We start from the raw sequence: 22,314 nt of genomic DNA on the forward strand, positions 1-22,314 counted from the left end.
CTCGAAAACAGTTTATGACCAAGCCTCCGATTCCTCCAGACCTACAAGAACTCAACCCGAAGAGGTTTAATCCCGAAAAACAAGCTTGGACTCAATCAACCGATGTTGTCAGTGACACAAATATCAGTGAACTAACACTGGTCACCTATAATATCTGGTTTTCCGACTATCATCGTCAACAACGCCACGAAGCTATACTGAAGCTTATTCAAGACTGTGATGCTGACGCGATCGCGTTGCAAGAGGTTACGCCAACCTCTCTTAAACTAATTTTAGAGCAAGACTGGGTTAGAAAGAATTACTATAGTTCCGACACCACAGGAGTAACAGTAAATCCTTATGGCGTTCTCTTGCTGTCAAAGCTTCCTATAGATCGGTTATTTTTCTGTGACCTGATCAGTCAAATGAGCCGCAAATTCCTCTGTGCTGAATTGCAGCTTAATGGGCAAAATTTTAATATTGCTACGGTTCATTTAGAAAGCAAGAAGAAATTTGCATCCATCCGCACCATACAACTTGCTGATATCTTTCCCCTCTTGGAACACGCCGATCATGCTGTACTCATGGGTGACTTTAATTTTTGCTCATCTTGGAAAAGCGAGAACCGTAATCTTGACCCTCGCTATCAAGATATGTGGGCAGTTCTGAGAGGTGATGAACCGGGCTATACTGAAGATACGGATATTAACTTAATGAGGTTACAGCAAAAACAGAAACATAAAAAAGTCCGCTTTGACCGCATCTTACTCCGTTCTGCTTCCCAAAGTTGGCAGCCAGAATCCATTGAACGCCTGGGATTAAAACCTATTTCCCGGAATAGTCCTAATGTTTTCCCATCTGACCATTTTGGTTTAGTGGGTCATCTAATAAGTAGGTAGGTACAATAAAAGTCAAAGGCAAAGATGTCTTATGTCTTATGCTCCCTTATCTTCCCCATCTTCCTCCTCTCTCCCAGCTTCCCCTGCTTTCTATTTACTCCCACGACAGCGATCAAACATCTGTTGGTACGTTTCCTGAAGCTCTGGATTGTCCACCACTAGCTCTACACGCACGTTAACACAGCCGTGATTATCTTGCAGCGCGATCGCGGCTAAAAGATCGCTGGCTGCTTTAGGTGAAACAAATTCACCGTTGACAGTATTCGTTGTCGGTAGACTCGTCTCTACACTATCAGGAACACCTGTAACTTGCCCCTTCCCTAAATCAATTTCTGCCAATTGTTTCGGTTCTTCACCAACTTGTTCAACAATTAATTTTTCCCGCCGTACAGGAACTTCTACCACACGAGTTTCAATTTCTTTGCGAACGACAACTTCACCGACTTTCTGCTTACTGCGGTTAACGACTAACTTTTCTTCTAGCAAGCGAATCATGTCTTCTTCGACTATCTCTGATGTCTGATCAGACTGTTCTAGATCACTATTCACTATCTCTTCAGCATCCATAGCTTTTTCCGAATTAACAGCAAAAATTTTACCCACAACTTTAATCTTGCCAGCCTAGTAGGGTGGGCATTGCCCACCCCCGTAAGCTGTCATGCATTTAAATTGGGAATGGGTAGCGAGCAAGATGCTCGCACTACAAGGCTTTCGCAATTATTGACATTAAGGTTTAAATGCCGAACAGCTTATCCACCAATTCATTTAAATCGGTGAAATTCAATGGCTTTCAGAATTCTACCGACGACCCTTGACTACAGGATTGCCATCTACATTGACTTCTAATTCTTCGCGGCGAACCTTTTCTTTGGCATCTACGGTGTCACGCTTAACTTCTTTCTTGACACCCACTTCTTCCCGAACAAAGGCTTTCTTCTCGATATTTGCTGCTTCTTCATAAACTTCCACACGAGCAACTTCACCGTCGTGGAAATCAGCAGTACCTGGTTGAACTTCGCGGGCTTCTGAGGGACTGTTTCGCTCAATTACGACCCGTTCTTTTTCTACAGGAACTGATACCTGAGCTGTTTCAGATTCCACATGCTTACCCAGGGTAACTTCACCGCTCTTGTAACGGTCTTTGTTGGCAATTAGTTTCTCTTCATACAGCTTGAGATTTTTATGATCCTGCTCAGTAGTGGTGTAGAGTTCAGGCTCATGATCATAGCTGTAGGTGTCGCGATCAGAGGTTTTCGCCTGAGCCGATGTTGCTCCTGCCGAGCGATTAGCAGCCATTGGTCGGTAGACGTTCCGGACTCGTTCTTCGTAGTCGTAGTCAATACTCATGTTGTCATGATATTCCGGTAAGCTTTCGGCTTGCGCTTTGGTCATACCAATCACATAAACCCGATGACGATCATAGTCCATCCGGGCATAACCTACAGGTAACAACACCTTTTTACCAAAGATCCAGAAGCCTGTGTCAATGACTAGATACCGGAAACGACCATTTTCATCCAGAAGAGCATCATGAACTTCACCGATTTTCTCTTCACGATCTGAGTAGACATCATATCCTTTAATGTCATCGCCACCGAAAATCTGTTCTTTATAGTTAGGGTAAAACTTGTCTATTTTTATGAGATTCATAGAATAGTCTCCGTGTTTCTTTGTCTTTATGTTTGAGAGTTCAACTCTCGCAATATACTTTTATATTACAGAAAAAAAGCTTTTTGTGAATCCATCAAAAGACATAAACAAAACTAGGTTGGTGATTTTTTTACACTGATACTGTGATTTCTTTAGATTTAGAATATTTGTGCTGATTGACCGAACTTTCTTCTACGCAAATTTCTTAAATTTAAGAATATCCCCTTAGGTTACAGGATTTAATCAAATACAATATATAAATGTCCAGCAATTTAACATGATGAATTATCTTTTTTATCCTCCTATAGGAATAGATTAAATTAGGTATAGTAAATAAAGATAACTCATAAGGAGTGCGATTAACCCCTTTGATGCAATATCACGTTATTTACGACGGCAACTGCAATCTTTGTGTCACGTTAGTGCAGCTTCTGGAAAATCTGGATCAAGGACAGCAGTTTGATTACATTCCCATGCAGAATGAAGCCACCTGTGAAACCTTTGGTATTACCCCCCAAGACTGCGAAATGGGCATGATTCTCATCGATGGGGCATCCCCGGAACGTCGGTGGCAAGGGAGTGAGGCGGCTGAGGAAATTGGGCGTCTGTTGCCCATGGGCGAGGTGTTCGTCTCAGCATATCGGGCAATGCCTGGAATGAAATGGCTAGGCGATCGCACATATCAACAGGTTCGTGATCATCGGTATAGTTGGTTTGGCAAGGGATCGAGTACCTACAATTCAGCTTATCCTCTGGGATGTCAGGATAACCAAAATTGCCAGACGTAATAAGTGTTTCTTGAGAGCCAATGGCAACTTATACCCTATAAGTAGCGTCTATTGTTTGAGTACCTGAACTGTAGCTATTTTAATTTTATGTACCATGGTTAATCCTTTCTCCATCTGGTCTCATCGTCACCGTCGTCGTTTATTATATCCGTTGGTGTCAGCGATTTTGGCGTTTAGCCTGATCGTGGGTACACCTCAGGTGAGTCAAGCAATTCCCTGGCTGGATCTGATTTTCCGAGGCGTCCAGATTATCCAACTTTCCAATATTTCTGAGCGCCAGGAAGTCGAGATCGGGCAGCAGATCAATCAGCAGTTGGTGAGAAACCAGATCCAACTCTATCGCAATTCCAGTGTCAACCGCTACATTGATCAGATTGGTCAGCGATTGGCAAAAGAGACTCAACGCTCTAATATTCCCTATACGTTTCAGGTAGTTAAGGATGACAGCATTAATGCCTTCGCGACTACGGGGGGTTTTATTTATCTCAACACAGGTTTGATTGAAGCGGCGGACAATGAGGCTCAACTGGCGAGTGTGATTGCCCATGAAATCGGGCATATCGAAGAGGAACACATGATTGAACAAATGCGCCAGACAGCGATCGCCAGGGGAGTAGCCGTTGCCGCAGGTCTAGATCGCAATACCTTAGTTAATATTGGCGTGGACTTGGCGCTGCGGTTACCCAATAGTCGTGAAGATGAATTTGAGGCGGATCAAGTTGGGTTAGACATCCTCAAAAAAGCAGGCTACGCACCGTCAGCCATGGTAAATTTCATGGAGAAACTCCAGAAGAAAAGCGGTTCCGTCCCCTCTTTCCTCAGCACTCATCCCGGCGTTCACGATCGCATTAATGCCTTGAAGCAGGCGATTGATCCGGCTGAAGCTACTGTCGGTGATGGTTTGGATGAAAGTGCCTATAAAGCCAAAATTCGCCCCCTGCAATAGGATGATCTCTGGTAGCAACATCCATCCCTCGTTCTTTGGGTTCCCAACTTCCAGACGTAGCATGCTACGTCTCTACATTGCTTCCCCATACTGCACTAGGAACGGAGTACAGAACGACGTGGTAAGAGTTGTGAAGGTTCTACCCTTGTCACCGCCTCCTCAAGTGGCATTTGGCGAACCCGTTGTTTAAAAACATTGGCTTGATAAACCCGTGAGTTTGTCAGGTCTAATCCTGTGAGCCAACCACTTTTCGGGTGATACGCGCCCGTGTCAATATCCAACCATCCTCGCCCTTGGGCAATTCGTCCCGGTTGTACTCCTGGCAAGGTAAAGGTAATCGTATGACCAATGATAATTAACTTATCGGTAAAATAAGGCTCTTGAATGCTATGAAATTCGTCTCTAATCCAACAGAATTGTTCTGTCGTTTGCTTTTCTAAGGGTAAACGGGGATGAACTCCAGCATGGACTAACCATGTATCTCCCAAATCGATATGGGTGGGTAAGGTACGCATCCACTCGATATGGTCTTGGCGGACACCACTCTCACCATAACTATTGATGGTACTGTGACCACCACTATAGAGCCATGCTTGCAGGGCTGGACCATAGATTTCTCCCTGACCCAGGATTTCTAAGAGCATTTGCTCATGATTGCCTAGCAAGCAAGGATAAGGGCTTTGCTTGACAAATTCAACAACTTGAGAGCTTTGGGGACCCCTATCAATTAAGTCTCCCAAAAAATGGACTTGATCGTCTTTACTAGGAGCGATCGCGTCTAATAAAGTCATTAGGGTATCGTAGTGCCCATGCACGTCACCGATAACAATCCGGCGGTGAGTCATTGTTTATTGATCCAAATCCGTGTCGTCAAATAATAAGTAGCACCCATAAACGTTTACTTGCACCAGTTTTTTTATTAAAAGCTGGATTATTGTGCGCCGAGGTATGTTCACCAGGGGTAGGCAAGATTCTCAGGGTCAGGATACTCTATTATCTATTAGTTAAAACAAGTGCTAACATCTATCTTCCGGGTTTCAGAGGAAATTCATTGAATTTCACACCTTTTCCGCTTAGCATCCAGCACGCCATTGATAAATACCAGTTTCCTCGAATCCCAGTCTCTATCCTACTCATCTTCCCCCTATTGTGATTCACTAGACAGTTCGATGTCACCAAAACCTGTGTTAGATTCTCCCTGGGTAATTCACGCCCTCCAACAACCCACGAGCTGGGCTTGGGTAGAACAAGCCCTAGCTCACCTTGATCTCATTCTACTCGACCATTCCCAATGCGAACGCAAAGCGGCAGGTGTAGCCCTGAATTTAATCTTTCGCTATCCATCGAGTACGCAACTGGTTCGTCAGCTTACCGCGATCGCGCGTGAGGAACTGGATCACTTTGAACAAGTCAATCAATGGCTGGAACGACGGGGTATTCCCCTAGCTTCCCTCTCTCCATCGCCTTATGGTGCTAAACTGAAAGCCCAGATTCGTCGTTATGAACCGGATCGGTTATTAGATTCTTTACTGGTGGCTGCTCTCATTGAGGCTCGCTCTCACGAACGGCTGGGATTACTGGCAACTCATTGTCCTGACCCGGAGTTAGCTGAGTTTTATCAAGGTTTGATGACATCCGAAGCCCGACATTACGGGGTGTACTGGGTGCTAGCGGACACCTATTTTGAGCGGGAGGTTGTCAGCCAGAGGTTAGCAGAACTAGCTGCAATCGAAAGTCAGTTACTTAGCACGCTTTACCCAGAACCTCGAATTCACAGTTAATCGCTTTTTGTTCCAGTCACCGGATGCTGTCCGTAAAACGGTAACGCCTCGGACCAGTGAGGGCGTTTTCCTTGCTGCCAATCCACATAAGCTAAGTCTAATACACTGGTGACACAAGTTCCTAAATCAACGGATACCTCAATCAGTTGATAGGGGAGGTTTTGATTGTCTAGGATCTGTTGCCAGATATCAGGTGTCATCACCCCATCAGGTACAAGCGGTGTCAAGCTAGAACCCTCTGAGGAGAGTTGATAGATTGCGGTATACAACTGCCCCCGTCGAGCAGGCATTTGTAGCGCGATCGCTCTTTTGTGTGAGGTTTCTTGAGGCTCTTTTCCTTGAAGCGTTGCCGACCAAGCCACGGCTGCCAGAGTGGAAATGGCAAATAACGGAATATCCAGTTGCTGTGCCAACGTTCGGGCTGTTACCACACCAATACGAGTGCCTGTAAAACTGCCGGGACCTTTGGCGACGGCAATAAATGCCACATCTGACCAAGCGTTTGGGAGTAAAAACTCACTCAAGTGCTGATGTAAGTGAGTTGATAAATCTCGTCCCAAATCCCAGGTAACCGCACGATGATCACTCTGAAAATTACTGATAGCTAATCCGAGTTGGGGGCTGGTGGTATGTAGGGCTAAACCGTATTGGTTGTCATTTGTCATTTGTCTTATGTCTTATGTCATACTCACTCCCGAAAAGAAGCAAACTAGGTTATTTGTCATTCCTCATCCTCTTCAGTGGTTTCGGGTTTTTTCGGTAGGGGAGCTTCTGGGGGAGCAGGTGCTTTTTTCATGTTTTCTAGGGGTTCGCCAACAGATTCAGACGGGGGTTCGCTGACCGAATCAGAAGACTCAGCCGATTGGGGAACCTTTTGAGAGGGGGCTGGTGGTTCTGGCGGTTGAGATTGATTTGGGGATGCTGGGGATGAATTAGGTGAAGGTTTAGGGGTTGAAGTTGGCGATTTTTTCTCAGAGGAGGGTGATTCTCCAGGAGCGGATGAAGGGTCTTCAGCAGTGGGTGAGGGAGAAGGTTCAACTGAATCTCTTGATTTTTTAGGGAATCCCGGAAAAGAGCGGCGAGAGGGTTTCTGTTCCTGCTCTGAGGAAGGGGAATTGTTGTCCTGGTTTGGTTCAGTCGTTTCCTCACTATCATTAAGTTCGGTATCAGGATTTAGGGGTTCCTCTGGGGATGAGGGTTCAGCCGCTGGTGGGGTTGACAGATTTTGAGACTGATACCAAATCGTTCCCAATCCGACTAAACCTGTAGCAATAACAGCGCTCATTCCTAGTAAAACGGGAGAAACACCTAAGCGTCGATGCCAAGGCGTATATTGAGTAGGTTGGGACTCTCGCTGACGGGAACTGGCTTCCTGTGGCGGTGTTAAAGCAATTGTGGCGCCATTGGTGGTCGATACAGGATGGGAGACGAATTCCGGGCTGGATTCAAAGGGTACATCCGGCAACAGGGAGAGCCATTCGGCTACCGATGGGGGTCGATGACGCGCCTCAATTGCCATCCCGCGCATGACCGCTTGATTTACGGCAGCACTGAGTTGGGGTTGGAGATCACGGGGAGCAGGCATAGGTTGGCGCTCCCGGATAACGGCGGGTGTGGGGATTTGGGCAGTTAACAGGGTATAGAGAGTGGCGGCTAAACCGTAAACATCGGAGGCTGGGGTGCGTTTTTCTTTGATTAAATACTGTTCTAAGGGGGCATAGCCCTCAGACAGCATGTTAGTGTGGGTTTGAGTTGTATTCAGGCTAAATTCCCGGGCAATGCCAAAGTCGATGAGGACAACTTTGTGTGTGCCTTCGCGTCGGATGATGTTGGCAGGTTTAATATCTCGGTGGAGTAAACCTTTTTGATGGACTACGGTTAAGGCGTCCCCAATTTGGCAGATGTAATGAATGGCGGTGGCTTCACTGAGAGGTTTGCCGGGAAGTAAAATCTCTTGTAAGGTCTGACCATCTACATAGTCCATTACCATGTAGGGCCACCCTGCTTCCACAAAGAAGTCACTGACTCGGACAATATTGGGATGGGTACACAAGGCGAGCCGTCGTGCTTCATCCTGGAATAGGCGCTGAAACCGAGAGCAGTCCGGGTTACGATGCATAGACTCGTCTAGGGTTTTAATCACCACCACCTGCCCTAAATAGTGATGGGTGGCTTTATAGGTGATGCCAAAGCCCCCTCGTCCTAATTCTTGCTCTAGAGTGTATTTGCCACCCTGTAGGGTTTTACCAACTAACGAGTTCATACACTGACCTTAGGGTTGAGAAAAAATTGTCAGTTCAGAATTCACTTTAACTCAGAATTTCTGGATTTAGGGATGAGGTGTCAGGGAATGCGGAAGATAGGGGAGATGGGGGAGCAGGGGGAGCAGAGGGAGCAGGGGGAGCAGGGGGAGCAGGGGGAGCAGGGGGAGCAATGTAGAGACGTGCCATGGCGCGTCTGGGAGCAAGGGAAGCAGGGGGAGCAATGGTACATTTTCCCTGATAGTGGTGCAAGGAGATGAAAGGGTTTGACCTTTTTTCCTTGAACAAGAGCAACTATCAATGCCACTCAAAGCCTTGATAGTTAATGGTTTCGGCTTTATGCAGCAAACCCTACATATAGAAGACTGTGCGTAAATCCTGTCCCTATCTCCATCATGGAACTAGCACTTCAGATCAAGCACTTCGGATCAAGCCATTGTCAATGAGAAGTTTTAACATATCCCCCCTGAGAACGCGACATCAGTGAAGCAACAGAGTTTACGACAATGGTTTCGATGGCTGACTCGGTGGATTCGCCGCATCTTTCAGAAACCAGAAACGTTCCAACCAACGTTTCTGGTTCTTGAGCGCACCTATTCGGCTGATGAATCCATCGTGCTTTTGTCCGTCGAACGAGACGCGCCCGGTGCTGTCGGAACCTGGTATCTATTGAATCAACACAATCCCCGTCATAATCTGTTGATTACCCTTGACAACTTGGCGGCGATTCGATTAGCTCTGGATGCCAATTCATTTTCTGATAGGGATACGTCCATCTTGGAGCTATCGTTAGCCCAGGAAGACCAGATTTTTCGGACTCATCGGTTTAGCGTGCAGTGGATTATTAAATTGAAGAGTTCGCGCAAGGTTTTTCATTTGATTGGAACCTGGGATCTCGACCTACAAGGTGATACCTGGGACCCTAATACCAGTGCATTTACCATTGGTCGTTTGGTGGTGCGAGAGGCGTTGAACTTACCGCCGCTTCCGGGAGTGTCGTGGCGTTTCCGCATGACTGAGTTTCCCTGGATTGAGAGTTTACAGAGTTATAGCAAGATGGTTTTGGGGGATAACCATAATTGTTATACCAAGAAGTTGAATCTGAAAGAACTTAAGGAACTTAGAGATGAAATTGAACGGGGGCGAGGTGATAGAAAACGTCATAAATCATAAGTCGTTCTTCGTTTAAGCTGTTATGCATTTAAACTGTGATAAGAGCATTACCTTTATTTTTCAGTTTACGCCCCCAGTTAATAACTAGCTTATATTTATTTAAAAGCTTATTACCCCCTTTTTCTGTTGTTGTTAATTCAGTGTCCTAGCGTTTCAAGCGCTTGTTGCTTGGGTTTCGCCGAGTCCCGGCGTACCTTTAATTAAACGCAAATTGGCTTTAAAAAAGCAACTCCGACTTTGCAGCCGCGAGCTGTCCTCAATATAGCACGGCGAATCAATTCGCCGCGTCGGATTTCATCCTCCCGCCCTTTCTTTGTGAGGAATGTAGAGGCTTAGCACGCTACCTTTGGGATCTCAAAGAAGGATCTAATCCGGGAAGGCGAATCCGGTTCTGGGATCGCGGATAAATAACCCCAGCACTAAGGAGTCCATCACCGTGTCCCATACGGGGTTCAAACGCTCTGCATCATCTACCCAGTAGTCATAAGTAATCAAACATTGAACGCCAGAACCTAACCCAATACAGATGCGGGAATAGGCGTCGCGGTTTTCGTTAGGGTCAATAAATTTGAATTGAGTCCAAACGATGCGGGCGGTTTGGCGCTTTAGTTCTATGATTTCCCCCTTCTCAGTTATATTCCGCTCATCATCTCGAACGACTCGCTTTAATAAAGAAACTAAGGGAAATTCAGCCCAGTCGCCTGGGGGGAGTAGATTATAGGACGCTTCTAAGCGACAATCATCGTTGGGTGGCTTGTTGTCCAGAAACCGAAACGACTTGGTATCCGGTTCAAAATGCCAATCTTCGGGAACATCAAAGCGCAATGCTCCTCGCCCTGCTACGAAGATCCGATGTCCTGGCTTAGATGTCCAGTTGTGGTCTTCTTGTAGCTCTAGGGTTTCCTTGATCCATTGGAGATTGTGCTTTTTGCGTTTAGCCATAGCCGATCGCCTAGATGAAAACCACATTTAATTATTGATGGTAGCACTATCTCTGGCTCTCAGAGAGGGTAGGCTCGGTTTCTACACCATTTCTTTCTCTGGATGGAGGCGAGCAAAAACTGATACGGTTAAGCACTAGCCGAAAGACTCCGAAATCCTTATTCTGGATTAATGGCAGTGAGTGTGAATGAGCAGTGCTGAGGAAATAAATAACTAATGGGACGAATCTTTATTTCTGCCGGACACGGAGGAATTGAACAAGGGGGACGCGATCTAGGGGCGATCGCAGGCGGTACAACGGAAGCTCAACAGATGATTCTGCTGCGGGATCAGATTGTCCCGGAGTTGCGATCGCGTGGCTTTGAGGTTCTCTCTGTCCCCGATGACTTGAGTTCAGCCGAATCGATCCAATGGATTAATGCTCGTTATCGTCCCGGCGATGTGGCGCTGGAAATTCATGCGGGTTCTTCCCCGAATCCCAGTGTTCGAGGAACGGCGGTTTACTACATTGCCAATAACACTGAACGCAAAAATCATGCAGAACTGATCCTCCTCGCACTCCTGCGGCGTCTTCCCCAATTACCCAACCGAGGCGCGAAGACGGATACGGCGACAGGGATGGGTTTTCTGGCGTTTACCCGCGATACGATTCTTCCTTCGCTGCTGATGGAGGTTGGCTATCTCACCAATCCAGAGGATCGCTTTATTATTCAAAATCGCCGCCGCGAGATGGCGTTAGGGATTGCGGATGGACTAGCGGCGTGGAGTCGGGCGGTTTCGGGAACGGAACCGGGAGGAAATGGAACGGATGTTACCTATCCTTCGATTAATATCAAGATTAATAATCAAACCTATGGAGAGCAAGGCATTATTGTCAATAACAATGCCTATATTCCGATTGACTTAGCCGATCGCTTGGGTGTGGATTTAACCACGATTCCTGGTATTCGTCGCCTCCAGTATCGGGGAGTGGTTTATGTGAAAGCGATTGAATTGCGAGATTATAATATTTCAGTGGGTTGGGATGCGGCGACACGGACGGTGATTTTGCGCTCTATTTTACAAATTTGTCCGGGTCAAATTGACCGAATTATGGCACATGGGAATACGTCAGAAGTGCAGTTAATGATGTTCCTCAAAGCCAATAATGAAGACGCCTTGGCTCAGTTTCCCGATTTACCCAAGCTTTACCGGGAAGAAGCCGCCATTGAAGGGGTAAATTATGATATCGCCTTTTCTCAAGCCATGGTGGAAACGAATTTCCTCCGTTTTGGTGGCGACTTGAAACCCAGTCAAAATAATTTTGGTGGCTTAGGATCAGTCGGGGGTGATCCAGAGGGGGCGACATTCCCCAGCGCCCGATTAGGCGTTCGCGCTCATATTCAACAATTAAAAGCCTACGCCAGTTTAGAACCTTTGGTACAAGAAGTGGTTAGTCCCCGGTTTCGCTTTGTCACTCGTGGGATTGCACCCCTCATCCAGCAGTTGAGCGGACGTTGGTCGGCTGATTTGAATTATGGCGATCGCATTATGGCTGTTCTCCGGCGTCTCTATGAATCAGCTGGCTTTTTCTAAGGGTGAGTAGTCCTCAAGCCTTTATGAATGACATAAGACAAATGACAAATGACGATCTCTACCGTTAACTTTTGTTGTGTCCACATACTTACATTATGACCAGTCCAAAACTTTAGTTACCTCCTTAGTTAGCGTTATTGGGTTAAAGGGTTTAGCAATAACTCCAGCAATATCTAACTGATCAAATTGAGTGATGTCGTTGTTAAACACTTTTGCCGTGAGTAAAATCACGGGAATTTTTTTGGTGCTGGGAGACTTTCGTAACTCTTTCAATAGGGTTAACCCATCCATATCCGGCATCATCACATCCAAGAGAATCGCATCAGGTTGTTCAGTTTGGGCTAACTGTAGTCCTTTCTTGCCGGATTCAGCCGTGATTACTTGCCAGTTGCCAATCGTTTCCAGGCAAGCTTGGATCACTAAGCAAAGATTGGGTTCATCATCAATGACTAGGATACATTTGGTAGACATAAAGGGAACTGAAAATGGGAAACAGAAAACAGGGAATAATCAATTTAAATGTACATCAGCTTACTTTTGAAAGAGGGCGGGTTTTGTTGTTCATTTATCGGTGGGGAGGGCGGGTTTTGTTGGTCATTTATCGGTGGGGAGGGCGGGTTTTGTTGGTCATTTATCGGTAATAAGGGCGGGTTTTGTTGGTCATTTATTGGTGAATAGCGAAATTTAGTCCCTAAACCCGCCCCTACAGATTTGCTAAACCCGCCCCTAAAATTTACTGATTACTTGTTTCCTCCTGATTAATTTTCTCAATTTGACGGGCAAAATGGGTTTCTCGATACTGCAATGATCGCGCTAATTCTAGACCTTTTTGAAAAGCGTCTAAGGCTTGGGAATACTTATTTTGGGCGAGATAAATCTGACCCATTTGATCGTAAGCCTGCATCAACCCATAATAATTGTAGGACTGTTGTTCCACAATAATCAACGTTTCGTACACCTGGAGTGCATAGTCGGGTTGGTCGTAAGATAAATAGAGTTGGGCTAATTTTTCGAGTGCATCACTGGCATAAGCAAATTGTTGTGATGACCAAGCGAGTGCATAAGCTTCTTGGTAGCTTTGAGAGGCTTTCTCAGGTTGATTCAGGGCTTCGTAGTCGGCACCTATCCCAATTTTTAGGGCGGGGATTTGAGTATAATTGTCTTGGTTGAGATAACTGTCCACTAACCGTTCCTTGATCCGCAGGGCATTTTCGGGTTCCTGGGATTGTTTATAAATGTTGAGCAATTCTTGTAGATAGTTAATCTCCGCCACGCGATCGCGCTTTGCTTGAGCTATCGCTAGTAATTCTTCATAAATGGCGGCGGCTTGGGGATAATCAAACCAAGCTAAGTGGAGTTGGGCGATCGTTTCTAAGGTTTCGGCTTGAGTTTCCAGATCACCTTGTTGACGGGCATCGGCTAAAATTTGCTCATAGATAGCTAGGGCATTTCTGGGAACTCGTACCTGTTGATAAGCTTGACCTAATGCACCTAAAAGTTCTGGCTCTAACTCTCCTTCTTCCTCAGCGTTTTGCTGAATTGTTTCTAAGCGTTTAGTAATTAACTGGACTTGAGATTTCGCATTCCGACTCCAGGCAATTTCACCGACGCGCCCTAGGGTTTTGACTTCTTCTAATCGTCCACCCAGAACTCGCCGTAACCGAATTTCTCGATACCAGATATCAAACGCCTCTTCTAGATTTCCCGCCCTCAATTCGGCGGCGGCTTGATTATTCAGTTGATTGAGATCTTCCCTCAGTCGGCGGCGTTCTAAGGGGCTTAAAGAGCGTTCTACGGGGGGATTGGGAAGCAGGGGATCACCAGTGGTATCCAGTTCTAGGGGATTGGGTGGATTTGTTTCAGCGGGTTGGGCTAATGTTGGACTACTTAACCCTAACCAGAGCGCCGCTATGCAAAAGAGTAGTTGAACTTTTCTCATTACTTTAAACTGTATAAGATGCAACACTGTTTTAAGGAGAGCCAGGAAATAAATTTCCGGCTGAAAGCTAAAGTAAGCTAAAGCTTACTACATTAAAGACTTTTAACCCGTTTGAACGGGACGTGAGCTTTTAGCCCATAGACGCAAAGTGGCTTCTCTTCGAGAACTTTAGTTCAGAGCTTAAGTCTGATTAATTATTATCTTATCTGCCAACGTAATCACCATTGACGCTTAAAATCAACTTAGAGTTTCTACAGGAACCCCTTACCCTAAGACGTTTGACATTTTTTATGAGTCAGCCCATAACACAAAATCCATTAAAAATCAATAGATTTCGCCCCCTATTATCTCGACTCTTCGTCGTGGCGATCGCGCTATTGACTCTGTTGACGACGAGCTGTAGTCCTTCTACCGCTAGAACCGCCGAACAGCGCACGTTTCTGGATTTATCCTTGGACTTTTTGGCGGAGTATCAACTACCCAAACCGATAAGGTTTGAGGATACTCCCGTTGGCGGCTTATCCGCCCTCTCCTATGATCGCGATCGCGATCGTTTTCTTGCACTATCCGATGATCGGTCAAATCTCGCACCCGCCCGATTTTACACCCTGGCGCTGACGATTAACCGCAACTCGGCAGGAGAAATTGGGATTGAATCCGTCACCGTGGAGGATGTAACCGTTCTCAAAGACGAAAACGGCAAACCCTATCCGGCGGGAACCATTGACCCCGAAGGCATCGCCCTATCCGGTAAAGGTGGCGTATTTATTTCCACTGAAGGGGTTCCTAGTCAGGGAATTGAACCCTTTATTCAAGAATTTGACCGCCAAACGGGACAACCGTTGCAACGCTTGCGAATTCCTAACCGTTTTCTCCCGAATAATACGACAGAAGAGGAACAAGTTCCCCGTGGCGTACAAGAAAACCTAGGCTTTGAAGCATTAACCTTAGAACCAATTACGTTAGCGGCGGCGAGTGGCGATCCTTTTCGCCTATTTACAGCAACGGAATCTGCGTTAATTCAAGATAGTTTACCCCCAGATTCAGACGAGGTTCCCCGAATTCGGCTGCTGCATTATTTAATCAGCGATATTGCGCCACCCATGCTAGTAGCGGAACATTTGTATCCACTGGCTCCCGCCCCCAAAGGGACAATTGATTATGGCTTATCGGAATTAGTGGCATTAGATACAGAAGGTCACTTTCTTAGTTTAGAACGGAGTTATGGGTTGTTTGGACTCAGCGCCCAAATTTATCAACTAACCCTGGGTGGGGCAACCGATACATCTAATGTTGCCAGTCTCAAGGGGAATATTTCTCGCCTTGATCCGGTGAAGAAAAAATTGCTCCTTGATTTGAGTACTTTGGGAATTTATTTAGATAATCTGGAAGGGATGACCTTAGGTTCACGGTTGCCAGATGGGAGTCAGAGTTTGGTATTAGTCAGTGATGATAATTTTAATCAAGCACAGATTACACAGTTTCTTTTGTTTCGCTTAAACCTGAATAAGTCGAATTGAGCTAAATTGTAGTGGCGTGACCCAGCTAATTGGCTCTCTTCCTTTCTCCCCTTGTCCTTGTCAACCTCAATTACAAATTTAAAGCCATAGCAGGTTGACAACTTGAAATAAATGTGCATTTATTCCAATTCTCCCCCCACTGCCAACAAACCCCTTAAAATGAAAAGACAGCTAATTGTTGCAGTATAAAACGCCCCAAGCGTAGCCCTGAGCGAAGTCGAAGGGCTGCGACTAAGGAAGCCTACACTATACCCGCCAAGGGTTAGTGTGGGAGGATGTCACATTTGTATAGCCAACTCAGGTATAGAACGATATATGGCTGCTGCCGTTTTAATCGAGAACCTAAAAAAATACTACGGGGATGTCGAAGCCGTGAAGGACATCTCCCTGAACGTCGAACCGGGTGAGATTTTTGGCTTACTTGGTCCAAATGGGGCGGGGAAAACCACAACGATTCGCTGTCTGTGTACCTTAAGTAAACCCGACGCGGGTAAGATTGAGGTATCGGGAATTTCTGCGATCGCGAATCCTAGAGCCGTCCGCCGTCGCATCGGTTATGTCGCCCAGGAAGTGGCATTAGACAAAGTGTTGACAGGGCGCGAGTTACTGCAACTCCAAGCGGATTTATATCACCTACCCAGCAACGTTGGCAAAGAGCGGGTCAATACCATGATAGAGGTGTTGGGCTTGCAGGACTATGCCGATAAAAAGACCGGAACCTACTCCGGCGGAATCCGCAAGCGCCTGGATTTAGCCTCCGGCTTACTCCACAAACCCGATGTTTTAGTTCTCGATGAACCCACCGTGGGACTTGATATCGAGAGTCGGGTGGTAGTGTGGAATTTCCTGCGTCAATTGCAAAAGGCTGGCACGACCATATTTATTACCAGCCACTATTTGGAAGAAGTAGATATTCTAGCCGATCGCGTGGCAATTATCGACAAAGGAGTTGTTATTGCCGAAGGTACACCCTCTCAGTTAAAGGATAACGTGGGTGGCGATCGCATAACCCTCCGCATCCGGGAATTCTCGCCCATGGAAGAAGCCCAAAATGCCAAGGAAAAGCTGGAGGTGTTACCCTTTGTCCAAGAAGTGATTATTAATACGGCGCAAGGAAATTCCCTCAACTTAGTGGTTAAGTCCCAAAGTGACGCATTAACCAACATTCAGCAATCCTTAAAAGACGCCGGATTACCCATCTTTGGCATTGCCCAATCTCGACCTAGTTTAGATGATGTCTACCTAGCCGCCACCGGTCAAACCTTAATGGATGCTGAACTCGCGGCGGCGGGAACACGAGATGTGAAGGCTGAGAAAAAGCAACGGATGAAGGAATGATGAGAGAGCTGGGGAAGCTGGGGAAGCTGGGGGAGCTGGGGGAGATGAGGGAGATGGGGAACACCTCGACTGACCTCGACTTCGCTCGGTCACACGCTCGGTGTGTCAGATAGGGAAAATGAGAGAACTTTCCTTGTCTGTGTAATCAGTGTCAATAAGCTTTCACCTCCTTACCCCTATCTCTCCAATAAATCCGTGAAATCAGTGTTTTGACCAATAACAAATAAAATTATGAGTGGAACTGTAACACCATCAAAACCGGAAATTAATTGGCAACCCGACGTGGTAAGTCAAGTCCCCGTCAGCGATAAGGCGGGTGTGGGTGAATTTGTCCAAGAAACCTTGGCACTTACTAAGCGCTTGTTTATCCAACTAAAACGACGCCCATCTACATTAATCGCTGGCGTGATTCAGCCGTTGATGTGGCTGATTCTGTTTGGGGCGTTATTTCAAAATGCGCCAAAAGGACTCTTCGGTGAAAGCTTATCTTATGCCCAATTCTTGAGTGCTGGCGTAATTGTATTTACCGCCTTCGCTGGTGCGCTCAATGCTGGCTTACCCGTGATGTTTGACCGGGAATTTGGCTTTCTGAATCGTTTACTTGTTGCACCTTTGGCGTCTCGTTTCTCCATTGTTGCCGCATCCGCTATCTATATCGTCGCCCTCAGCTTTATCCAAGCCGTGGTGATTGTCGCCGCCAGTGCAGTTATGGGTGCGGGTGTTCCCAATATAGCTGGACTGGGTGCGATCGCACTAATTGTTTTCTTGCTGGTAATCGGGATGACAGCATTAAGTTTAGGACTCGCCTTTGTGCTTCCGGGTCATATTGAACTAATTGCTGTCATTTTTGTCACCAACTTACCGCTACTATTTGCCAGCACTGCCCTAGCGCCGCTATCCTTTATGCCAAAATGGTTACAGCTTGTCGCCAGTCTCAATCCCTTAAGTTATGCGATTGAACCGATTCGCTATCTCTACCTCCATGGAGATTGGTCTTTAGGTAGTGTTGTCATGGAAGCGCCTTGGGCGTCAATTACATTTGGCGGGGCTGTTTTAGTCTTGTTTGCCTTTGCCGCCGCCGCGTTAGTTCTGATTAGTCCATTGCTACGGCGTCGATTTGCTTAATGGCATTGAAACTTGTAGGGTGGGCATTGCCCACCCACTTTAATAGGACTTACGCAAAGGCTCGATATGTAGGGTGCGTTAGCGAAGCGTAACGCACCGCAAGCCACCATCTGTGGTGTAGCTGCGTAAGTCCTGTTTAATTTAAATGGTAAACATACGTTTTCTAGAGGAATTAGCAGCATCGTGGAACTTTGGACAGCGCTAGGCGTTTCTATCCTCAACGACTTACTTTTAAAAGACATCCTCCTGAAACTGGGGAAAGAAGCATTAGAAGACTATGTAAAAGATTTTTTCAAAGACTGTATTAAAACCGGGGTACAATCTGCCCAACCCGATATCCTGAAAAAAGCCCTCGGTGAAGCTTTACAGCAATTTCTCAAACTCATCGAATATGAATTACTCTTCTATGTAACCGAAGCCGAAGTTCGAGACAACTATCAAATAGTAATTGAACGGTTTATCAAAGACGATGACGTTAAACCCCTGTTAGGAAAAGCCTTTGAAAAAGATTGTCGCGCCATCGACGCCAATCAATTAAGTACAATTTGGGTGCAGCGCTATTCACCTGATATGCCAACTGGGTTTAACTGGGAGGAGATTACCAAACCCTATCTCAAAGAAGTTAAAAGCATTGTCCGCAATTCGTCAGAGTTAAAGGAACTGTTAAAATTAGAGATTCTGGAATCTATTGAACAACAGGTTCGAGACAATGCCAAAATTAATCCCGATTTTAATTTAACCAAACATCAAGAAGGCTTACGGGAACGCTACAGTCATTTAAATTTATCCAGTTTAGATACCACAGGCTGCGCCTATAATGAACTGAAACTCTGGCAAGTTTTTATTCCCCAAAATGTGCGACAAGTTCATCAGGTATTACCCCAAGTCTATGAACTCCCCAAGGAACATCAACGACGACTGCGAGAGAGTCATCTACTTGACGCGGATGTGTCTGTGGAAAAGTTAACCGAATATAAACAGGTTTATTCTCAACAGCCAATCCGCCCCATCAATGAAATTATTAACGATAAAGATAACTATCGCTATCTGGTGATTCTCGGTGATCCGGGTTCAGGTAAATCTACCTTATTGCAATATTTGGCATTAGATTGGGCAAATTCTACACCCAATGATGCCAATTTCCAGCCGATACCCCTGCTGATTGAATTACGCACCTATATGCGGAATCGCGATGTGGGACAATGTAAGAATTTCCTGGAATTCTTCCATGATAGTAGTGGGATTGTCTGTCATCTGAATCAGCATCAATTGGTGGAACAGTTAAAAGCCGGAAATGCTTTAGTCATGTTTGATGGCTTGGATGAGGTATTTGATCCGGGAAAACGGGAGGATGTAATTACTGATATTCATCGCTTCACTAATAACTATCCTGATGTGCGAGTTATTGTCACCTCTCGCGTGATTGGCTATAAACCGCAGCGGTTACGAGATGCCGAGTTTCATCATTTTATGTTGCAAGATTTGGAGGAAAGTCAGGTTAAGGAGTTTATTACCCGTTGGCATGATTTAACGTTTACCAATCAAGTGGATAAACAGAGGAAGTGGGAACGACTCCAACGGGCAATTGATACCTCAAAAGCGATTCGCGAACTGGCTGGAAATCCCTTATTGCTGACAATGATGGCAATTTTAAATCGCAATCAGGAATTACCCAGAGATAGACCCGAATTATACAACCAAGCGTCGCGGGTGTTGCTGCATCAATGGGATGTGGAACGGGCGTTAGTAGAACATCAGCAGTTAGAGATTCAAACGATTGATTATAAAGATAAGCAGGAGATGTTGCGTCAGGTGGCTTATCAGATGCAAGCAGCGGAGAAAGGGTTGGCGGGTAATCTGATTGCGGCGGATGAGTTAGAAGGAATTTTGACCAAGTATCTGAAAACGCTAGATATCACTAATTCCAGGGCGGTGGCTAGGGTGATGATTAAGCAACTGCGGGAACGGAATTTTATCTTATGTTTCATGGGGGCGGATTATTATGCCTTTGTGCATCGGACGTTTTTGGAGTATTTCTGTGCTTGGGAATATGTTTGGCAATTTGAGAAGGAACGAACAATTTCTCTAGAGGAGTTGAAAAGCGAGGTTTTTGGCAAGCATTGGCAGGATGAGTCTTGGCATGAAGTGTTACGGTTGATTGTGGGGATGATTGAGCCAAAGTTAGCTGGTGAGATTCTGGATTATTTGAGGAATCAGCCGGGGGAAGAGGAACAGTTTATTAATGTGTTTCTAGCGGCGGATTGCCTGTCTGAGGTGAGGAATCGTTCGGTTATTGCATCAACGGCGACTCAATTACTGAACCAGATTAAGGGGTTAATTCAGTATGACTTACCTTACCATTATGAATTTTATGAAGAGGAAGTAAGGTTAGTTCAGGAAATTCGTACTAAAGCGGTTGTTGCTATTGCGACAACCTGGCATGATTCTCCAGATACCTTATTTTGGCTGAAACAAAAAGCCCAATCTGATGACCATCCGGCTGTGCGACGTGCAGCGGTGCAAGAAATAGCCAAAGGCTGGAAAGATGACCCTGACACCTTACCTATGCTCAAACAAAAAGCCCAATCTGATGGCGATGAGGATGTGCGATATGCAGCGGTACAAGAATTAGCCAAAGGCTGGAAAGATGACCCAGATACCTTATTTTGGCTGAAACAAAAAGCCGAATATGATGACAATCCGGCTGTGCGAAGTGCAGCGGTGCAAGAATTAGCCAAAGGCTGGAAAGATGACCCAGATACCTTACCTATGCTCAAACAAAAAGCCCAATCTGATGACTATCCGGCTGTGCGAAGTGCAGCGGTGCAAGAATTAGCCAAAGGCTGGAAAGATGACCCAGACACCTTACCTTGGCTCAAACAAAAAGCCCAATCTGATGATGATATGTTTGTGCGACGTGCAGCGGTGGAAGAATTAGCCAAAGGCTGGAAAGATGACCCAGATACCTTACCTATGCTCAAACAAAAAGCCCAATCTGATGACGATTCGGCTGTGCGAAGTGCAGCGGTGGAAGAAATAGCCAAAGGCTGGAAAGATGACCCAGACACCTTACCTATGCTCAAACAAAAAGCCGAATCTGATGACCATTGGGCTGTGCGACGTGCAGCGGTGGAAGAAATAGCCAAAGGCTGGAAAGATGACCCAGATACCTTACCTTGGCTGAAACAAAAAGCCCAATATGATGATGACGATAATGTACGATTTGTAGCGGTGCAAGAATTAGCCAAAGGCTGGAAAGATGACCCAGATACCTTACCTATTCTCAAACAAAAAGCCCAATCTGATGACCATTGGGCTGTGCGATATGCAGCGGTGCAAGAAATAGCCAAAGGCTGGAAATATGACCCAGACACCTTACCTATTCTCAAACAAAAAGCCCAATATGATGATGACGATAATGTGCGAAGTGCAGCGGTGGAAGAAATAGCCAAAGGCTGGAAATATGAGCCATGGCTATTTGAATTGTTACGCGATCGCGCTCTCAATGATCCCTTTGTGCGGGAGGAAGACTGGCAAAGAAATCCTCGGCAATTAGCCATTGAAATCATTATAAAACAATATCCTGATAATCCCCAGACTCTACCCTTGCTGCGCGACAAAGCCGAAAATGATCCTGATGAAAAAGTTAGAGAGTTTGCCCAGAAAAAATTGGCACAATTAAAGTTAAGTCTGTAGGGGCGGGTTTCACGACTATCTTTTGGGTTGCAAAGGTGCGTTAGCGAAGCGTAACGCACCCTACACCCGCCCCGACTCAGGTATCTAGACTTGCTGTTATAGCAGTAGACACATCGATTAGGACGTTCGGCACCATTGTAGAGACGTTGCATGCAACGTCTCTACATAAATGATGTGTCCTAACCGCTATGGCGGTTGCTATAAAAGAAAGGGCGATCCGATAAAATTAAATAGACACAGTTGTCAATTTGTGCAAGGGGGTCGCCCCTACCGGAAATTAAAAGAGCGATCGCTCTCGAAACCTGTTAAGAAAGATATGGGTAATGATAGCGATCGGGAAAAAATCCCAGATAAAAATAATTGGAGGCGCTATAGTAGGGACACGGCAGTGCCCATTGGTATCAACTTAAGGTGCAAACTAATACTGACAAGGTTTAAAGCTGTGTCTGTCTACTCCTTGACATTTTCCCCCTCATCCCCTAACCCCTTCTCCCACCCCCCTTCCCCCTACAAGAGGGGGGAAGACAGAGGATGCTTCGCTTTTGTTGCACGGGAGAAGAGGGACCGGATTCTCTTGCTCCCCTCTCCCCGGCGTGGGAGAGGGGCTGGGGGTGAGGGGTTTAGCTTAAGTTGACACGGATGAGCACTGCCATGCCCTTATCGGTAGAACTACCGTATCCTGATGGAAATCCAATTATAATT

At 46.0% G+C, this 22,314-nt stretch carries 19 protein-coding genes; 10 read left to right on the top strand and 9 right to left on the bottom strand.

Features of this window, described 5'->3' with window-relative positions:
* Positions 1 to 14: 14 nt before the first annotated feature.
* A complete protein-coding gene (locus tag MC7420_RS01930) occupies positions 15 to 878 on the top strand; it encodes an endonuclease/exonuclease/phosphatase family protein (protein ID WP_006097940.1) in 864 nt (287 codons plus the stop codon).
* Between the two features lie 90 nt (positions 879 to 968).
* On the opposite strand, the gene MC7420_RS01935 is transcribed toward MC7420_RS01930, so the two are convergent.
* Together MC7420_RS01935 and MC7420_RS01940 are read right to left on the bottom strand one after the other, a co-directional pair.
* Positions 969 to 1,481, bottom strand: coding sequence for a DUF2382 domain-containing protein (locus tag MC7420_RS01935; protein ID WP_006097886.1), 513 nt, complete (start codon positions 1,479 to 1,481; stop codon positions 969 to 971).
* Positions 1,482 to 1,676: 195 nt separating this feature from the next.
* Positions 1,677 to 2,528: a DUF2382 domain-containing protein gene (locus tag MC7420_RS01940; RefSeq protein ID WP_006098287.1), complete on the bottom strand. Its 852-nt coding sequence runs from the start codon at positions 2,526 to 2,528 to the stop codon at positions 1,677 to 1,679.
* A gap of 371 nt (positions 2,529 to 2,899) precedes the next feature.
* On the opposite strand from MC7420_RS01940, the gene MC7420_RS01945 reads away from it, so the two are divergent.
* Both MC7420_RS01945 and MC7420_RS01950 read left to right on the top strand, forming a co-directional pair.
* Positions 2,900 to 3,316: a thiol-disulfide oxidoreductase DCC family protein gene (locus tag MC7420_RS01945; RefSeq protein WP_044204304.1), complete on the top strand. Its 417-nt coding sequence runs from the start codon at positions 2,900 to 2,902 to the stop codon at positions 3,314 to 3,316.
* A 94-nt stretch (positions 3,317 to 3,410) separates the two neighbouring features.
* Positions 3,411 to 4,262 (top strand): M48 family metallopeptidase, encoded by an 852-nt coding sequence (locus tag MC7420_RS01950; RefSeq protein WP_006098174.1) that lies wholly within the window; start codon positions 3,411 to 3,413, stop codon positions 4,260 to 4,262.
* Between the two features lie 95 nt (positions 4,263 to 4,357).
* Here MC7420_RS01950 and MC7420_RS01955 read toward each other — a convergent pair whose 3' ends face one another.
* On the bottom strand, positions 4,358 to 5,107 hold the full coding sequence (locus tag MC7420_RS01955; RefSeq protein WP_006097957.1) for a metallophosphoesterase family protein: 750 nt from the start codon (positions 5,105 to 5,107) through the stop codon (positions 4,358 to 4,360).
* Between the two features lie 324 nt (positions 5,108 to 5,431).
* Here MC7420_RS01955 and miaE point away from each other — a divergent pair, with 324 nt between their 5' ends.
* A complete protein-coding gene (gene miaE, locus MC7420_RS01960) occupies positions 5,432 to 6,043 on the top strand; it encodes a tRNA-(ms[2]io[6]A)-hydroxylase (RefSeq protein WP_006098079.1) in 612 nt (203 codons plus the stop codon).
* Here miaE and tsaB read toward each other — a convergent pair.
* The 3 genes from tsaB to MC7420_RS41080 are packed head-to-tail and all read right to left on the bottom strand — an operon-like array spanning position 6,040 to position 8,493.
* Positions 6,040 to 6,708 carry a tRNA (adenosine(37)-N6)-threonylcarbamoyltransferase complex dimerization subunit type 1 TsaB gene (gene tsaB / locus MC7420_RS01965; protein ID WP_006098171.1) on the bottom strand — a complete coding sequence of 223 codons (669 nt, stop codon included), beginning with the start codon at positions 6,706 to 6,708 and terminating at the stop codon, positions 6,040 to 6,042. The two genes, miaE and tsaB, sit on opposite strands and share 4 nt — an antisense overlap.
* Before the next feature lie 56 nt (positions 6,709 to 6,764).
* On the bottom strand, positions 6,765 to 8,306 hold the full coding sequence (locus tag MC7420_RS01970; RefSeq protein ID WP_006098137.1) for a serine/threonine protein kinase: 1,542 nt from the start codon (positions 8,304 to 8,306) through the stop codon (positions 6,765 to 6,767).
* A gap of 46 nt (positions 8,307 to 8,352) precedes the next feature.
* Positions 8,353 to 8,493: a hypothetical protein gene (locus MC7420_RS41080; protein ID WP_198016348.1), complete on the bottom strand. Its 141-nt coding sequence runs from the start codon at positions 8,491 to 8,493 to the stop codon at positions 8,353 to 8,355.
* 294 nt (positions 8,494 to 8,787) lie between these two features.
* On the opposite strand from MC7420_RS41080, the gene MC7420_RS01975 reads away from it, so the two are divergent.
* A complete protein-coding gene (locus tag MC7420_RS01975; RefSeq protein ID WP_006098229.1) occupies positions 8,788 to 9,477 on the top strand; it encodes a hypothetical protein in 690 nt (229 codons plus the stop codon).
* A 366-nt stretch (positions 9,478 to 9,843) separates the two neighbouring features.
* Here the strand turns inward: MC7420_RS01975 and MC7420_RS01980 are convergent, their stop codons facing one another.
* Complete coding sequence (locus tag MC7420_RS01980; protein ID WP_006097931.1) at positions 9,844 to 10,419, bottom strand: hypothetical protein; 576 nt, start codon at positions 10,417 to 10,419, stop codon at positions 9,844 to 9,846.
* A 216-nt stretch (positions 10,420 to 10,635) separates the two neighbouring features.
* Here MC7420_RS01980 and tftA point away from each other — a divergent pair, with 216 nt between their 5' ends.
* Complete coding sequence (gene tftA, locus MC7420_RS01985; RefSeq protein WP_006097973.1) at positions 10,636 to 11,994, top strand: hormogonium tapered terminus morphoprotein TftA; 1,359 nt, start codon at positions 10,636 to 10,638, stop codon at positions 11,992 to 11,994.
* A gap of 93 nt (positions 11,995 to 12,087) precedes the next feature.
* Here tftA and MC7420_RS01990 read toward each other — a convergent pair whose 3' ends face one another.
* Positions 12,088 to 12,465 (bottom strand): response regulator, encoded by a 378-nt coding sequence (locus MC7420_RS01990; RefSeq protein WP_006098271.1) that lies wholly within the window; start codon positions 12,463 to 12,465, stop codon positions 12,088 to 12,090.
* A 262-nt stretch (positions 12,466 to 12,727) separates the two neighbouring features.
* Entirely contained in the window at positions 12,728 to 13,933 is a 1,206-nt protein-coding gene (locus MC7420_RS01995; protein WP_006098019.1) for a tetratricopeptide repeat protein, read from the bottom strand.
* 290 nt (positions 13,934 to 14,223) lie between these two features.
* Here MC7420_RS01995 and MC7420_RS02000 point away from each other — a divergent pair, with 290 nt between their 5' ends.
* The 4 genes from MC7420_RS02000 to MC7420_RS02015 all read left to right on the top strand — a co-directional run bounded on the left by MC7420_RS02000 (position 14,224) and on the right by MC7420_RS02015 (position 21,612).
* Positions 14,224 to 15,453: an esterase-like activity of phytase family protein gene (locus MC7420_RS02000; RefSeq protein WP_044204308.1), complete on the top strand. Its 1,230-nt coding sequence runs from the start codon at positions 14,224 to 14,226 to the stop codon at positions 15,451 to 15,453.
* A 315-nt stretch (positions 15,454 to 15,768) separates the two neighbouring features.
* Complete coding sequence (locus tag MC7420_RS02005) at positions 15,769 to 16,791, top strand: daunorubicin resistance protein DrrA family ABC transporter ATP-binding protein (RefSeq protein ID WP_006097947.1); 1,023 nt, start codon at positions 15,769 to 15,771, stop codon at positions 16,789 to 16,791.
* Between the two features lie 231 nt (positions 16,792 to 17,022).
* Positions 17,023 to 17,916: an ABC transporter permease gene (locus MC7420_RS02010; RefSeq protein ID WP_006098049.1), complete on the top strand. Its 894-nt coding sequence runs from the start codon at positions 17,023 to 17,025 to the stop codon at positions 17,914 to 17,916.
* 183 nt (positions 17,917 to 18,099) lie between these two features.
* Positions 18,100 to 21,612 (top strand): HEAT repeat domain-containing protein, encoded by a 3,513-nt coding sequence (locus MC7420_RS02015; RefSeq protein ID WP_006098122.1) that lies wholly within the window; start codon positions 18,100 to 18,102, stop codon positions 21,610 to 21,612.
* The last annotated feature ends 702 nt before the right edge of the window (positions 21,613 to 22,314 follow it).

The sequence above is a fragment of the Coleofasciculus chthonoplastes PCC 7420 genome, assembly GCF_000155555.1.
Taxonomy (GTDB): domain Bacteria; phylum Cyanobacteriota; class Cyanobacteriia; order Cyanobacteriales; family Coleofasciculaceae; genus Coleofasciculus; species Coleofasciculus chthonoplastes_A.